Source organism: Shewanella sp. MF05956 (assembly GCF_059758055.1).
This window is the reverse complement of sequence record NZ_JCAYNV010000003.1, coordinates 106919-122820: the sequence shown is the minus strand read 5'-3', so window position 1 is coordinate 122820 and position 15902 is coordinate 106919. Positions and strand designations below refer to the sequence as shown.

16 protein-coding genes are annotated in these 15902 nt (G+C 43.3%); 8 read left to right on the top strand and 8 right to left on the bottom strand.

The genetic code is table 11. The annotated features are described in order from the left end of the window. The first annotated feature begins 23 nt into the window (after window positions 1-23). A complete protein-coding gene (locus AC19MX_RS04215; protein WP_498296621.1) occupies window positions 24-992 on the top strand; it encodes a GGDEF domain-containing protein in 969 nt (322 codons plus the stop codon). A 63-nt stretch (window positions 993-1055) separates the two neighbouring features. Here the strand turns inward: AC19MX_RS04215 and AC19MX_RS04210 are convergent, their stop codons facing one another. Next, window positions 1056-2009 carry a sodium-dependent bicarbonate transport family permease gene (locus AC19MX_RS04210; protein ID WP_498296619.1) on the bottom strand — a complete coding sequence of 318 codons (954 nt, stop codon included), beginning with the start codon at window positions 2007-2009 and terminating at the stop codon, window positions 1056-1058. Window positions 2010-2155: 146 nt separating this feature from the next. On the opposite strand from AC19MX_RS04210, the gene AC19MX_RS04205 reads away from it, so the two are divergent. After that, a complete protein-coding gene (locus tag AC19MX_RS04205) occupies window positions 2156-2458 on the top strand; it encodes a DUF3081 domain-containing protein (RefSeq protein WP_432399911.1) in 303 nt (100 codons plus the stop codon). 35 nt (window positions 2459-2493) lie between these two features. On the opposite strand, the gene zapE is transcribed toward AC19MX_RS04205, so the two are convergent. Continuing rightward, entirely contained in the window at window positions 2494-3759 is a 1266-nt protein-coding gene (zapE, locus tag AC19MX_RS04200) for a cell division protein ZapE (protein WP_498296617.1), read from the bottom strand. Window positions 3760-4173: 414 nt separating this feature from the next. Between zapE and AC19MX_RS04195 the strand changes: the two genes are divergently transcribed. Beyond that, complete coding sequence (locus tag AC19MX_RS04195; protein ID WP_498296615.1) at window positions 4174-4944, top strand: bactofilin family protein; 771 nt, start codon at window positions 4174-4176, stop codon at window positions 4942-4944. Between the two features lie 165 nt (window positions 4945-5109). On the opposite strand, the gene AC19MX_RS04190 is transcribed toward AC19MX_RS04195, so the two are convergent. Both AC19MX_RS04190 and norR read right to left on the bottom strand, forming a co-directional pair. Continuing rightward, entirely contained in the window at window positions 5110-6027 is a 918-nt protein-coding gene (locus AC19MX_RS04190) for a L,D-transpeptidase family protein (RefSeq protein ID WP_432400132.1), read from the bottom strand. A gap of 196 nt (window positions 6028-6223) precedes the next feature. Further along, window positions 6224-7774 carry a nitric oxide reductase transcriptional regulator NorR gene (gene norR, locus AC19MX_RS04185; protein ID WP_498296613.1) on the bottom strand — a complete coding sequence of 517 codons (1551 nt, stop codon included), beginning with the start codon at window positions 7772-7774 and terminating at the stop codon, window positions 6224-6226. A 334-nt stretch (window positions 7775-8108) separates the two neighbouring features. Here norR and AC19MX_RS04180 point away from each other — a divergent pair, with 334 nt between their 5' ends. From AC19MX_RS04180 to AC19MX_RS04170, 3 genes are all read left to right on the top strand, one after another. Further along, on the top strand, window positions 8109-8573 hold the full coding sequence (locus tag AC19MX_RS04180) for a MarR family transcriptional regulator (protein ID WP_498296611.1): 465 nt from the start codon (window positions 8109-8111) through the stop codon (window positions 8571-8573). Window positions 8574-8606: 33 nt separating this feature from the next. Then, complete coding sequence (locus tag AC19MX_RS04175; RefSeq protein WP_498296609.1) at window positions 8607-9665, top strand: HlyD family secretion protein; 1059 nt, start codon at window positions 8607-8609, stop codon at window positions 9663-9665. A 115-nt stretch (window positions 9666-9780) separates the two neighbouring features. After that, window positions 9781-10809, top strand: a complete 1029-nt coding sequence (locus AC19MX_RS04170) for a DUF2955 domain-containing protein (protein ID WP_432400131.1) — start codon at window positions 9781-9783, stop codon at window positions 10807-10809. 20 nt (window positions 10810-10829) lie between these two features. Here AC19MX_RS04170 and AC19MX_RS04165 read toward each other — a convergent pair whose 3' ends face one another. From AC19MX_RS04165 to AC19MX_RS04155, 3 genes are read right to left on the bottom strand one after another with little or no spacing between them, the layout of a single operon-like run. Next, on the bottom strand, window positions 10830-11045 hold the full coding sequence (locus tag AC19MX_RS04165) for a TIGR02450 family Trp-rich protein (protein WP_498296607.1): 216 nt from the start codon (window positions 11043-11045) through the stop codon (window positions 10830-10832). A gap of 46 nt (window positions 11046-11091) precedes the next feature. Further along, window positions 11092-11679 (bottom strand): HAD family hydrolase, encoded by a 588-nt coding sequence (locus AC19MX_RS04160; RefSeq protein ID WP_498296605.1) that lies wholly within the window; start codon window positions 11677-11679, stop codon window positions 11092-11094. Between the two features lie 34 nt (window positions 11680-11713). Continuing rightward, entirely contained in the window at window positions 11714-12316 is a 603-nt protein-coding gene (locus tag AC19MX_RS04155) for a CIA30 family protein (protein WP_498296603.1), read from the bottom strand. 394 nt (window positions 12317-12710) lie between these two features. On the opposite strand from AC19MX_RS04155, the gene AC19MX_RS04150 reads away from it, so the two are divergent. Further along, window positions 12711-13847, top strand: coding sequence for an endonuclease/exonuclease/phosphatase family protein (locus tag AC19MX_RS04150; RefSeq protein WP_498296601.1), 1137 nt, complete (start codon window positions 12711-12713; stop codon window positions 13845-13847). 95 nt (window positions 13848-13942) lie between these two features. On the opposite strand, the gene AC19MX_RS04145 is transcribed toward AC19MX_RS04150, so the two are convergent. Continuing rightward, window positions 13943-14392, bottom strand: coding sequence for a GNAT family N-acetyltransferase (locus tag AC19MX_RS04145; RefSeq protein ID WP_498296600.1), 450 nt, complete (start codon window positions 14390-14392; stop codon window positions 13943-13945). Between the two features lie 486 nt (window positions 14393-14878). On the opposite strand from AC19MX_RS04145, the gene mdh reads away from it, so the two are divergent. Continuing rightward, window positions 14879-15814, top strand: a complete 936-nt coding sequence (gene mdh, locus AC19MX_RS04140) for a malate dehydrogenase (RefSeq protein WP_432399898.1) — start codon at window positions 14879-14881, stop codon at window positions 15812-15814. Window positions 15815-15902 lie beyond the last annotated feature (88 nt).

The following is a 15902-nucleotide window of genomic DNA, read 5'->3' as shown; positions in this document are numbered from 1 at the left end:
TGTTTTAGTCAAAGGCGGTATTAATGCTGTTAGCTCCGATACCTGAAAATGAGCACTCGCGACTCGAAACCCTCAGAGGGTTGCGTATACTCGACACTATGGCTGAGGAACGTTTCGATCGTATTACCCGACTCGCACGACGCCTATTTTCGGTATCGATTAGTGTAGTAAATTTGATCGACAGCGATCGACAATGGTTTAAATCGGTGCAAGGCATAGATGTATGCGAAACGAGCCGAGATATTTCATTTTGTGGCCATGCCATTAATCAACCTAAAGTCATGATTGTGCCAGATGCCTTAAATGATCCCCGTTTTGCTGACAATCCGCTGGTGCTTGCCGCGCCTAATATTCGTTTTTATGCCGGTTTTCCGTTAACCATGCCAAATGGTATGCGGGTGGGAACATTGTGTATTATTGACGATAAACCCAAGGAATTTAGCCTGGAAGATGAGCAAGCTTTAGAAGATTTAGGCCGATTAGTTGAAGGTGAATTGTTATCGATTCAGCAAAATACATTGGATGCACTCACTGCGATTTCTAATCGACGTGGGTTTGAATTATTAGCAGAGAAAACCCTCGCCAATACTGACCGACTAGGCTTAAACACAAATCTCATCTTTTTTGATCTCGATTATTTCAAAGAAATTAACGATAAATTTGGTCATGAAGAAGGTGATATTGCTCTTAAGTGTTTTGCTGATTTGTTGATTGACTGTTTTAGAGAGTCGGATGTTATAGCACGCTTTGCCGGCGATGAGTTTGTGGTCTTACTTAGCCAGAGTGAGCAGATCTCTGTCGACTCATTGTTACAACGCTTTAGTGATTTAGTGAAGCAACACAACCAACAAAATGGTAAATCTTATGCATTAGCTTATAGCCGAGGTGTGGTGAGCCGTCATGCGAAACAAGATATGGATTTATGTGAATACCTCGCACTTGCCGATCAAGCCATGTTTATCGAAAAAGCGAAGCATCATAAAAGCGATTAAGTGGATAAAATAAACAGGCCCACTGAAAATATTTGTGAGTGGGCCTTTTATTTTGATAAGCCATTACATCAAGAGTTGTTCAATCCACATTTGATAAAGTGGCAAGCCAATAAGCACATTTACTGGGAACGTAATTCCGAGTGATGCCAACATGGCCAGCCCAATATTCGCATCTGGGATAGCGGCTTTAATTGCTGCAGGAGCGGCAATATATGAGGCACTGGCACTTAATCCGGCTAATACTAAAATGCTGCCAGAGGGCAACTCAAGCGCAAAGCCTAATCCGATACCAACCCATGCCAACACAAACGGTGCCACCGCAGCAAAAGCCAATAAACGCCATTGTTTATACGGAATAGGAAAACACACTTTAGCCGTACTGATCCCCATTTCGAGTAAGAACAAGGCTAACAAGGTTTTAAATCCTGCAAGCAACATTGGTGTTAAAGGCGCCATGCCACTGGTGCCATATAGCCAGCCAATCACAACGCCACCACAGAGCAATACGACCCCGCGACTGGTGAGAGCCTCATGCAAAATACTGCCTGCAGACGAGTGCACTTCATTGCTAGCGGTTTTAGCCTGTAAGTACCGATGTAGCCACAACATAATGATAATGGCTGGCAATTCGAGTAACACTAAATACAAGGTCGTTTCAGGGCGTAATGGCCATTGCGATTTATCGACCATCGCCATCACTACAGCAAAAGTTCCCGCACTCACCGATCCATAATGGGCTGCAATGCTAATGGCTTCTTTTTGCGGTAATTTAATGAGTTTGCGTAAAAGAGGGTACAAGCTCAGTGGGATAATAAATCCTAATGCGATCACAGCCAGTAATTCAGATATTGCTAGATTGGCGGTTTCACCGTGTAACGCCATACCGCCTTTGAGGCCAAGGGTTAACATCAGTAAAATAGACAAGGTTTCGTAGGTGGCTTTGGGGACTTTTAAATCTGACTTAATTAACCCCGCGATCAAACCGAGGGCAAAAAAAGCTATCACAATATCAGGCATAGTATTGGGTTCTGTCTGTTATGAAGTACGGCGATTCTGCCTTGTTGCAGGGTGAAATGGAACTGTTTTAAGCATTTTTTTAAGACAATTGGACAGCATTGTTGTTGTGAGCGTATTGTAGGATATGTGTAGTTCACCGGATGTATATGATGAAAAATGAAATTGATATTCACCGAGCGTTAAAAGTGTTTAATAAAGTGACTCAATACGGTGAAAAACGTATGGCTGACAACGATGAGACCAAAAACAATGTCTTTGGTAACGACTATTATTTATGCGGCATTAGTGCGCAAACCGATCATGACGGTTATACCATTGTATTGTCCGATGCACAGGTAAGCTTAACGGTGTTTTTTCATAATAAATACCAGTTTGAATACCCGTCTAATGATGCGTTAGACAATTTTTTGCGTCGTTTTAGTGACGTCGAAAATTATCAAGCTGCATAAATTGACGCGGTACGTCAAACGGGGTCATTGAGCCGTTATGCGTGCTCGTTTGCTGCAGATATCGCCCACTGCTTCATTTCTGTTAAGCGGCTATAAGTGCGCCTAAATTCAAATGATAGCGCCCCATCGAGATATAACTCATCTAACAACCACTGACTGTGTATGATCAAAATGACTTTTTGATCATACAGTTCATCCACCAAACTAATAAAGCGCCGCGCGGGATCGTCCTCGCTCGCATACGCTAATTGACGCTCACCGGTTACAGTGGCTTGCGAACCATCTTCAGTGCCTCTCGCCCTAATCCAACTGCGAACTTGACCACCTAACTGTGGCACGTTGCTTAACAGTACATAGCTAAATTGACTGGCAATTTCTATGTAATCTAATGCTGATCTTGGGCCTTCACATAATGCAGAAAATTCAAACCAGCCAAGTCGGTCATGCCGTGCTTCGATAGCAATGTCGCGCTGGCAGATCCATAAAATCTGTTGAGAGATTTTTGGCACACTGGTATGGCTAAATAATTGGCTCATTTGAGTAAAGATACCATCAGCTTCTTCAATTGATGGCAGCGAAATCCAGGCTAATGATGTTTGATGGGGCTGCCGCGAAGCTGCCAGAGTCATGCGATGATCTTTATCACCATCAAGGTGGATCTCTTGGGTAAAACGCTGCAGTAAATTGATTGTCGGTAAAAAACGATCGCGCTGTAAACCGTTTTTGTATAAGTCGACAATTGGAATATTGGACGTAGCCACTAAGGTTACCCCCGAGTGGAACAGAGTATCAAACAGCCGCGCCAGTAAAATCGCATCACCAATGTCTGACACAAAAAACTCATCAAAACAAATGAGTTGATATTGCGAGGCGATCTGTTTGGCAATATGGGTGAGAGGATCGCGGATCCCAGATGTTTGATTAAGTTGCTGGTGGATCATGGCCATAAATCGATGAAAGTGCAGACGTAAAATCGGTGCTTGATTATCGCGATGGTATTGCTTACCGAGATGGTATTGATTAATGCACTGATAGAACAAGTCCATTAAAAAGGTTTTCCCCCGGCCAACATCACCCCACATGTACAAGCCTTTTACGGCTGATGTTGTGGTTATATGCTGTTGATAAAGCGCCTCTAATGCCAACAATACTTGCTGCTGTGCGGGGTCTTGTTGCAGGTTTTCGTTTAATGCTTTTTGGTATGCCTGTAATGGCGAATCCGTTGCGACTTGAGATAAAGCGGCATTTGAGCGTGCAATTACCGATGGGGAGCTGGATTTATTGTTAGCGGATGTCGACATAAGGATATAAACGTAACACAAAAGGCAAATTGTTGATCTAGGTAATATAGCATGAATCGTAGGCTTTATTATGCTGCATATTTACTTTAAGATTCATGGTTGCCTGTAACAATTTATTAACCCAAGGGCGTGTTTATCTTTGTTGATAAATTATGCAGTCGGCAATTTTTCTGTCAGACAATCGCAAATGAACGCCGTTTAGCCTGCTAAATAAGTGAATTTGTGGGCAGTATGGCTGGAAAATAGCCACTGCCCGTAGGGTTGAGGCTAAAATGGCTTTATGCCGCGTTGAATAATCTCGACGTAGAGCAAGTATGCCCACAATTATCCGCCTTGCCTAAAGCCATTTTAGCTTTCAACATAAAAAATAAACAAAGATAAACACGCCCTACTCAAACCCGAAAAGGATGCTAAGTGAATAATAAGAATAAGGGGATAACCTACATAGGTGCTGACATGTCATTAGCGGGCGATATGAGCATTCGTGGTCCTGCAATGATTGCTGGCAAAACCAAAGGTAAAATTAGTTCAAGTCATCAAATTGAGATTGCTGTTGGCGGCGAAGTTGAAGGTGAAGTGTTTTGTCAGGAAATGCGCGTCTCAGGTGTGTTTAAAGGTAAATTACACTGTAATAAATTAGTCATTGTCAGTTCTGGCGTCGTTGACGGCGAAGTGTCGAGTCATCAAATGGAAATTTACGATGGCGGCCAGTTTATTGGTATGCGCACCAAAGGGCCAGAGGCATCAGTCTTGCCAGAGCCAGAAGCGGGCTCTACCGCGGTTAATATGCCTGCCATGACCGACTCAAACAAATCTGCGTCATCTCCTAAATGGGCTTATGCTGCTTTGGCTGGAGCCATTATTGTTGCGGGTATTCTATTTTTACCGCAAATAAACTCAGTCATCATGTCGCCAAATGTGTCGCCTGATCCTGTCACAAACCAAGCCAGTCAGTCTCCGCAAACCTCAAGTGATATAACCGAAGATGATGCTGCATTATTAATGCAGGATGTTGAGCAGCAAAGTGCATTTGTCGAGCAGCGCGAAGAGCTTATTGGTGCAGGACAAACTGATATCAATACCGCGATGGAAGACTTGCATGCATTGGAGCAAACCAATCAAACTCTAGGTGATACACTCAATACCGATGAAACCAATGAGCAAGATATTGAACTAAGACCTTGATAGGCATAACACTTTGATTAGCATGATACTTTGATTGAGTAAACTCCTTGAGTGAATGTAGACATTTAAACGTCAAAAATAAAAAATGGCTTGATTAACATCCGCTAAACCGGAGTAATCAAGCCATTTTTGTTAATACACTTTGCCTATGAAGGCCAAGAGCATTTATGGATTAATGCGTGTTGGCATGCCGGTACGTTTTTCTAATAAACGTTTTAATGTTGTTGAGTCTGTTTCTGGGTGAGCCAGAAAACGCGTCATGTTTTTGTCTAACGTTAATGCCACTGGCTCTTTTGAATCAAACTCAGCTTGAGTTTTAGACAATGGCTCATGCACTTCAAGATAACGACTGCCATCTGGCTCCGCAGTTGCCTTGATCGGTTTATTTAAAAATTCAACACGAGTACCAACCGGCACAGTTTCAAATAAGTGTTTAATGTCTTCGTCGCGTAAACGGATACAACCAGAGCTAACACGTAAACCTATACCAAATGTGGCGTTAGTACCGTGAACCGCAAATAGGTTACCGACATACAGTGCATATAACCCCATTGGATTATCTGGGCCAGCTGGCCACACTGCGGGTAAGGTAATGCCGTTAGAGGCATAAATACGACGAGTATTTGCCGTTGGCGTCCACGTTGGGTTGGCGCGTTTACGTTGTACAGTGGTAACCCAGTTTTCTGGAGTATCACGGCCTATTTGGCCAATACCAATAGGCAATACTTCAACAATATTTTTACCCTTAGGATAATAATATAAACGCATTTCAGCAGAGTTAATCACAATGCCTTCTTGCTTAGTGTCTGGCAGAATTAACTGGTGAGGAATAATTAACGTGCTACCTGGTTTTGGTAAAAATGGATCGACACCCGGGTTGGCTTCGGTAAGGTTAGTTAAGCCTAATTGAAATTTGGCAGCGATTTGCTCTAGTGTGAGCTTGCCTTCTTGTGGAACCACATAATACTGGTTCTCACCCACTAATTTGCTGCCATTAGTCGGTAAACGATATTCAACCGCAGTGCTTGAGAAGCTTAATAATATCGCAGTCGTGGCTACGAATGCTGTGCGTAACGAAATCATCATAAGGGGTACATTATTCCTAAAAATAGACGTTATATTAGTCAGGTTACAATATCTTGCTAAGCTTGACTATTTATACTGTGCCATGCAAATTCCAATTATTCTCTGAATGATCACATCATTAATCGAATTGGTGTTATAGCGCGCATCGTCACTTATTAAACTTAAAAACTCAACTGATTTTTTTGCACTTTAATCATTTTAATCCCAAGCGTTTAGCTAAACGGTGTAAGTTGCCAGAATCAAGCTGCAGGCTGCGTGCAGTCGCAGCCCAATTACTCTCAGTTTGGGCCAGTACTTGTTCAATAAACTGACGTTGAAACTGATCTGTTGCATCACGTAAGTTCATTTGTGGTAAAGATGTTAATGATTGTTTAATGCCGATATTTTTATGCGGTAGCACCTTTTCATCGTGATGTGGAGCAAACTCAAAGTGTTGAGGTTGAATCATGCACATGCCATTGTGCACGCCAGCTGAACGAGCCAATACCGCCGCGCGATGAATGGCATGTTCAAGTTCGCGAATGTTACCTGGCCAGTCATATTGGCTCAGTAATGATAGCGCAGCAGTATCTAAGCCTAAATGGCTGAGTTGCAGCTGTTGGCGATAGCGTTCAACAAAAAAACCGGCCAATAAATGAATATCCTGCGGGCGCTCCCTAAGTGGCGGTACAACAACAGGGAATACACTTAATCGATGGTATAAATCTGCACGAAAACGTCCTGCTAAGACTTCGCTTTTAAGATCTTTATTGGTGGCGGCAATAATTCTTACGTCCACTTTTAAACTGCGATCGTCACCGACCTTTTGTAAATCACCGTATTGCAGCACCCGTAGTAACTTTGCTTGCAAATTTAGTGGTAATTCACCAATTTCATCTAAAAATAATGTGCCTTTATCGGCGACTTCAAACTTGCCACTGCGATGGCTAATGGCCCCCGTAAATGCGCCTTTTACGTGGCCAAACAATTCACTTTCGGCCACTGACTCTGCTAATGCGGCGCAGTTTAAATACACTAAAGGTTTACTTGCCCTTGGTGAGTGTAAATGTACCGCCTTGGCGATGAGCTCTTTACCTGTGCCTGTTTCGCCTAAAATCAGTACATTTAATTCTGTAGCAGCAACTACGTTGACCTCGTTCAGTAAGGCAATAAAATTATCGTCTTGACCAATAATTTCGGTTTGAGTATCTAATTGTCCAGTTGGTTTAGTGCTGCTAATTGTGAGGTTGTTAGCTTGTTTTTCTAACTTATCAATCAACAAGGCATTATTCAGTGATGCTGCGGTAATAGCACTGATACTGCGCAGCTCATTATTGGTAAATTGATCAAATTTGTTTGGGTCAAACGCATCAATGGTTAACGCCCCAATTAACTGTTCATTTGCAAACAGTGGCAATCCCACGCAAGCATGCACTTTTAAATCACCTTCCAGATTAGGAATAAGGCCATCGTAAGGGTCGGGCAGTGTGCTGTCGGCAGGAAACCTCACCACATCGCCAGCTCGTGCAATGGCCTCAAGCCTTGGATGTTCATTTACAATAAAGCGTCGTCCGAGTACGTCTGCACTGAGACCATCGATAGCTAACGGGGTAAATTGATGACCTTGAAACGACAATAATGCTGCCGCATCACAATCTAGGGTCTCTCTAAGAGTGGTCAGTAAGCGTGAAAACCGATCGCGATTAGATAAATTTGCTGTGATATCAAGGGCGATACGAGTGAGATCTGTTTGACTTAACGCCATGACCAACTCCAATAGAAACTAAGTGGTTATCATTATGACAAATGTGAATCTAACAACAAGAACAAAGAGGTTACGTCGATCATAAAAAGGTCATCAAGGCCCTTTTTTTGTTTACTTGAGTTACTTGAGTCTAGTGTTATGCCAATCCGGCGGCTTGTTTCAGTGTCTAAATCACCGTATCCAAATGCGTCATTTAGACATTTAAATGTCTAAATGACATCACTATTAAGCTTACTCTGTTATTACAACGCGGTTTATCTTATTCGATAAAGCTATTTACTTAGCATGCTAACTAGTTATAATGCTTAGCACGCTAACTAAATAGGTGCATCTCATGTCCCCAGAATTAGAAAGATTAAAAGAACTGTCTCTTGCTGAACATTTAGGTCGATTGCACCGTTTATGGCGAACTGCTGCGGATGCAGAATTAATCCCGCTAGGTCTCACTCATCCGCGCTGGACCGCATTATGGAAGCTATTGCGCTTAGGCGACAACGTCAGTCAAAAGGTGCTTGCAGATGCGTTGGAAATTGAATTGCCATCATTAATGCGCACCCTTAATCAATTAGAAGAGCAGGGCTATGTGCAGCGTCGTTGCTGCGAAAAAGATAAACGGGCACGCATTGTCAGCTTAACCCCAGATGGGATTGAGATGCTTAAGCAGATGGAAAGTAAAATCATGTTAGTGCGACGTAATTTATTAGCAGGCATTAGCCAGCAACAACTCAACGAGTTTGAACGCACTATCAGTCAAATCAGTGCGAATGCGCTGGCAACATTAGATAAAACCTCTGCGTAGCTGCATAGGCAAAAGTGAGTAATGAGAAAGTATATGACCCCAGATCAACAATTTGCACGACTCGTTAAAATATCCATATTTCTGTTTGTATCAGTGTTTGGCTATTTTATGTTTGCCGACGCCATGATGCCAATGACCCCACAGGCAATGGCAACTCGTATGGTGACCAAAGTCACCCCGCAAGTCAGCGGTAAAATTGCCTCGATAGCCGTGGCAAACAATCAAGTGGTCGCTAAAGGTGATGTGTTATTTAGTATCGACTCCGCGCCATATGAACTGGCTGTTGAGCAAGCCAATTTAGCGCTAGAGCAAGCCAAACAAGACAATGCTGAGCTCGATGCTGAGATATTAGCTGCTCAAGCCGATGTTAACGCTAAGCAAAGTAGTGCCCAGCAAAAACGCAGCGAGGCCAAACGGCTTGATGCACTTTATGCAAGCCGTGGTGTGTCGCAGCAATTAGCCGATCAAGCACAAAGTGACGCCTCAACAGCAGAAGCTAACTTAATGGCAGCCAATGCGCGTCTAAGTCAATTGGTGGTAAGTCGTGGGCGTGATGGTGCAGAGAATCTAAAAATGCGCCAAGCTCAAAATCGTCTCGCTCAGGCCGAGTTAAATCTGTCATACACCCAGGTGCGCGCCGATCAAAATGGGGTGGTCACTAATCTACAACTAGAAGTCGGCAGTTTTGCCACAGTTGGTCAGCCATTGCTCGCTGTGGTATCTGAAAAGGTCGATATTATTGCCGACTTTAGAGAAAAAAGTTTAAGAGGAATAGAGTCACAATCTACCGCTTATATTACTTTTGACGGTCAACCAGGGCGTTTATATCAAGCCAAAGTCAGCAATGTCGATGCTGGAGTGAGTGCAGGGCAGTTTGATGCGAATGGGCGTTTAGCCACGCCAGAGGCGTCGGCGCGCTGGGTGCGTGATGCTCAGCGTTTACGTTTGCATTTGGCTCTCGATCATCAAGTGGTTAATACCTTACCCGCCGGTGCCCGCGCCACTGTGCAATTAGTCCCTAATAATGTGGTGCTAGGTTTTTTAGCCAAAGTACAAATTAAGCTGATTAGCGTGCTGCACTATATATATTAATCCCGAGCCAAGTTATTAATCCCGATCAAAATATCGATGTTGTTACTCGCCTTATTGCGCCACTAAAGTCGCGGCAAGCTTAGTATTTGTCGTGACGTATCTTGAAGGTATGCAGATGTTATTACGTCATAGTCCGTTAACTACCAATGATTTACGCCAATGTTTGCGCATTGCTACCGGTGCCACACTGGGGTTTGCGATTTGTAAGTTATTCGACCTAAATTATGGGGTGTTTTTTACGGTCACGCCGATGTTATTACTTGGATTAGTTCCGGTGATGAACGCTCATGCCATGCGACAACTGTTGGCTTCGTCGGTTATGGCTGGGCTTGAAGTCGGTATTCTCGGTGGCTTATTTGGCGGTCATCCTGGGGTCATGTTACCCATCGTTTTTTTATTGTTTTTGTATCGGTTTGCCGCCATGTCACGTGGCAGTTTATTTTTGTTCGGTGCCAATGGCGTGATTAGCTTAAGCATTATGCTGCATTTTGCCAGTTATCCGGGCATGGACATCAACAACCTCATTTTCAGTAACTTTTGGGCGACACTCGCCTCGGTGATTATTGCCTATGCGATGACAGCATTATGGCCAGACGTTGCACCAAGGCCGCCAATGGCCAGTGTGGTAAAAGCGCCTAATCGTATGCGCCACGAAGCATTATTGGGTGCCTCTATCGCTACCGCGTCATTTATTGTGTTTCAGATGTTTAATTTGCAAGATTCAATGTCAGCCCAAGCCACCACGTTATTACTGTTATTTCCCATGCATTGGAATGGGGCACTGGGCTATGCCAGAAAGCGTGCGATAGGGACCTTATTTGGCGTAATTTTTGGTTTAGTCGGCCAGGCATTGCTTTATGATTGGTCTGGCATGCTACTTTTTGTCGTGCCACTTTTGTGGATAGGTTTGATGTTATTTAGCCAGGTGCACGTTAAAGAGGCCAGCGGCTCTGGAGTCGGCTTTGGCGCCATGACCACCTTAGGCATATTATTTGGCCAGTACCTTACGCCAAATAATGATCTTGTTTTTAGTGCCTTATACCGTATAAGCAGCATTTTAGTGGCCATCGTCGCCACATTATTACTGTGTTATCTGATACATCGACTATTAAATCGTTTTGAAGCAACACGATTTGGCGTGTGATTTACTGTGCGGTGAATAATTCAATGCCAGCCTATTTTCCACTTCTGCGGGTCTTTTAAATCGCGCCATTCGATAGCAAATTCAGCGGCGTTCATTTCTGCGCGAATAATGCATTCAATGACATTTTGTTGTTCGTCATATTCCACTTTTATTACGCTAAAATGTTTGAGTTTATTAACTACCTCAATTTTGGTCCATTTACTGTGGAGTAACTTTTTAGGGTGAATTGGATTCATGGGATTCTCACATTCAAATGTAACAGACTAGGATAATAGCACCAGATTACTGGATGAAAGGCAGCAGTTGATTGAGCTCTTCAATCACAATGTCGGCAAGATCTTGATAGCGGCTTTCAACACCATGGGTAATTAAACAGGCTATCATTCCGGCATTATTGGCGGCTTGAATGTCATATAAATAGTCGCCGACATACATAATGTGCTCAGGGGCTATCTGCCATTGGTTTGCAATTGCTAATAGTGCATCTGGAGCCGGTTTTGCGGGGTAGTCTTCACGAGTGAGCACATTATCAATGGCGATAGCATTTTGTTTTACTTTCATTGTGCTGGCGGCAAGACTGTTGCGGGTGACAATCGCAGTCGGCATTTTTGCAGCTTCAATGGCACTAATTAATTCGGCCATGCCTTTAATGGGCTTGGCTGTTATGGCATCTTGGTATTCATGTTCAATAATAATGTTATTGGCATGAGCCTGGCTGGTTTGACAGCTCAGGTCGTCGACATACTTGAGCAAGTCGATACCCTCTGGGCAGCCGATTTGTTGGCGAATTAACTCAAAGTCTAAACTCGACTCAACAAGAGTGCCGTCTAAGTCGAAAATGATGCCTTTAATTTGCACAGGTAATTTCAATGTTTAGCCTTTAAATTCAGCGATACGTGGGTGATTATTGTTTATTTTCAAACGCAATAGAATGTAACTCAATTGCAAATGGTCCTTGCTGTTTTTGTGCCACGAGAAACCCAATCCGCTCGATGTCTAGCAAGTTTAATTCCGGCGCGTTGCTTACAACCCGTCCTCTAAAGCTGACAGTAAAATCTGCGGTGGTAAAAGTGTGCTCAGTAACGGTATTTTCTTGAGTGGTAAAGTTAGCCACGTACGCTTCACCATAAGACAGTTGAGGCGTTTTTAAACGCAACTGATAAACCTTACCGTCACCTTTAACCGCAATGGTGAGTGTTGATGCGGCAGATATTTGATGGGTAAAACGCGACTCTGTCGATGCAAATCCACCGTTATTGTCTAACGATACATTGCCGGTAAACAACAGGCCTTGCTGTTGATTTTGCTTGATTTGACTTTGCGATACGCCGCCCATCACGGTGTCATTATTGATCTGCCAACGTTCAAAATGATCCTTATCTGCAAAACGAAATAACATATTATCCTCACTCGCACTGTAAGCTGGGTTCATTAATAATGCCGCGACAATCACGCCGTTAATCAAGCCGCACTTAAGTAGTTTATCAGTGTTAAAGGCTAACATCATTGATCCCCTATCAGTATTGTTTGGTTTTGGTTGGGCAAATTTCGCCGTAAAAAAATGGCTTATCAGGGTGAGGGATAAGCCAAATGGTCTTACGGAGGTTGTTGACTCTTTCATACATAGGGTTAAATCGGGTCAGATTTAATGGCAACGAATGTCCTATTGATTAATCACTGGTGGTTAATCGCTATTGGTTAATCGCTATTGATTAATCAAGAATGCTTAATTCATTCATTGGTAAGTTTTACGTCGGCGATTTGGATTCGGTTCAATTTATTTTAGATTAAAATCTACAAGGCCGCGATAAGGGCTTAATAAGCTAAATCGAGTATTGTTACTCATGGTGTTCTCACTCGCAAATCAGTATCCTAGCAAGAGGTTTTATTAGGATTAACATATGTTAAACGTAAACGACACATCATCGCCTACTGCATCTGAGCTTAGCTTTAATGTGGTGAGTATTAACTTATTTAACTTTATTGAACCGCCTTATGCGTTTTATGATTTTGAAAATATTTACAGCGACAAGCAATGGCAAAAAAAATGTGCCTGGTTAAGTGATTTTATTAATCAAAGTCAGCCAGATATTATCGGTTTTCAAGAAGTATTTAGCCCAGATGCCTTAGCTAAACTGACTCAATCATTAGGCTATGAGTACTTTGTGGCCTTAGATGAGCCAGAAGTGATCAGCGATTATGTTTATCGCAGTCCTGTGGTGGCCATTGCTTCAAAATACCCGATTGTGGATTCAGTTAATGTCAGCCCAGATCCGCAATGGATTGCTCAATTAGGTTTAGCCGATACCTTTGCTTTTAGCCGCAAACCTTTACGAGCCACCATTCAATTACCGGTATTTGGACCGTGCGATTGTTATGTTATTCACCTTAAATCAAAACGCAGCGGTGTAAGCCGTGATGATATTAGCGAGAGCGGTTTACAAGGTGGACCAGACTTTGTTGCACGCCAGGTGCTTGGACGTTGGGCCTCAAGTTTACAGCGCGGCAGTGAGTCAGCATTGTTATGCCATCAAATGCTCATGAGGCGCCAACAAGCCCAGCAACCGTTTCTGTTAATGGGCGACTTTAATGACACCTTAGGCAGCGAGCTGTTAGCGGCATTTAATAATCAACTGCGGGTGTTTCGCAGTGACATTGAAGACCCGCAATTAGCCAAGCTTGGTGAAACCTCATTAATGGCAGAATTACATCAAAGCAGTTTGTTCGACAGTTATGAGTTGTTTATTGCGGCAACTAAATGCAATGCCACTTTGGCGCAAGATGAGTTTGAATCAGCTTCATTGCTTGATGACGAACCACATGCTGTAAGGCAAGCTGCGCACTATTATGGCAATACAGGATCGGTACTTGATTACATTTTAGTCTCAAGCGAGTTTAACCCGACTCAACAGCAAAATTTAGCCCATATCATTGATTATCAAACCTTCGACAGACATCTGGTTCGCCCAGATTATGAGCGCGACAGTGACAGTACCGACCACGCACCAGTGATGATGCGCTTTAACGTCAGAACTTAAATTCAATCTAGGTAACCTGAGAGCGGGTTGGTACACAATATAACCACCGGCTAAGTGCTGACTTTGCGGGTGGTTAGGTAGATATTTCAACCGTTTTACTTGGTATTTTCTTCATACATCAAATAATGACTTTGCTGCATGCCCAGAGACTCATAGGTTTTTTGAGCAACGGCGTTGTCATGTTCAACATATAATCTGAAGCTAGCTGTGCCACCATTGGCTGCGGCAAAGTCTTTAACTGCCTGGTAGAGCTTGCCATAAATACCCTGGCGACGGTTTTGCGGACGAACATACACACTTTGGATCCAGTAATAATTACTGGCGCGCCAATCGCTCCACTCGTAAGTCACCATCAGCGACCCGACAATTTCGCCATCTACTTCAGCGACTAAATAAACACCCCGTTCAGGATGAGTTAGCAAACCTTCAACTCCTAGAGTGAGTTTGTCGGCATCAAGAGTAAGGTTTTCGGTTTCCATTGCCATGGCTTGATTAAAATTAACTAAGGCGTGTAAATCGGCGTGTTGGCCAGCTCTTATTATCATGAAATTCTCGTCAGTAATTGGATATTGAGGAATGCGGCAGTGGCTATTGAATTTTTTATTTATTCGCCCGCGGCAGCTTTAGTGTACGCCAAAATGACACCGCTTAGTAAGAGTGTATGACCAAACACACGGTATAACATGCGCGTTAACGGGGGTTGATTGCGTCAGTAAGTAAACATGGCGCTGACAACAATGGCTTACCGTGCCTTTGTTAGCAGGGTAAATCGAACAGGTGGTGCATATTTATACATATAAAATGACTGGCAGTTGCCAACAAAAGTAGTGATATTGATAAGGGATTTCGCTCCATAATGAGGATGACGTTGAGCATAATTCATGCACAAATTTCAGCTTAAACCTTATTAGCGCTCACTTATTTACGGCTGTCCACTAACGTATAATTGAAATTATTGTGACGATGCAGTAATGTGACGCCACGACAATTTAGATCAATGTCACAAACTGCATAAATTGATGGAGATAATTATGAAAGTTGCTGTATTAGGTGCTGCTGGTGGTATCGGCCAGGCGCTAGCTTTACTGTTAAAAACTCAACTGCCTGCGGGCTCAAAGTTGTCTCTATATGACATCGCTCCTGTTACTCCTGGTGTTGCGGTTGACTTAAGTCACATCCCAACAGACGTAGAAGTAAAAGGTTTTGCTGGTGAAGATCCAACGGCTGCATTAGTTGGCGCAGACGTCGTGTTAATGTCTGCTGGTGTTGCGCGTAAGCCTGGTATGGATCGTTCAGATCTATTCAACATCAACGCGGGTATCGTACGTAACCTAATGGAAAAAGTGGCTGTAACTTGCCCTAAAGCATTAGTAGGTATTATTACTAACCCAGTTAACACCACGGTAGCGATTGCTGCTGAAGTATTGAAAAATGCCGGTGTGTATGACAAAAATCGTTTATTCGGTATCACTACGCTTGACGTTATCCGCAGCGAAACCTTTATCGCTGAGCTTAAAGGCTTAAACGTTGCTGACGTTAAAGTTAACGTGATCGGCGGCCACAGCGGTGTGACTATTCTGCCACTACTTTCTCAAGTTGAAGGTGTGACTTTCACTGATGAAGAAGTTGCCGCAATGACAACTCGCATTCAAAACGCGGGTACTGAAGTTGTTGAAGCTAAAGCCGGTGGCGGTAGCGCAACATTATCAATGGGCCAAGCAGCATGTCGCTTTGGTTTATCATTGGTACGTGGTCTACAAGGCGAAGCCAACGTGGTTGAATGTGCCTATGTTGACGGCGGCAGTGAGCACGCTACATTCTTCGCTCAGCCAATTCTACTTGGCAAAAACGGCGTAGAAAAAGTATTACCTTATGGTGAGATCAGCGCATTTGAAGCTAACGCTCGCGATGCAATGCTAGACACCCTTAAAGGTGACATCAAATTAGGCGTTGAATTTGTTAAGTAATTAACAAATCGATGCTCTAAAACGCGAAGCTAATGGCTTCGCGTTTTTTTTGCTTAAAATGCCTAGCACCTAGTACCTAGCACCGAAT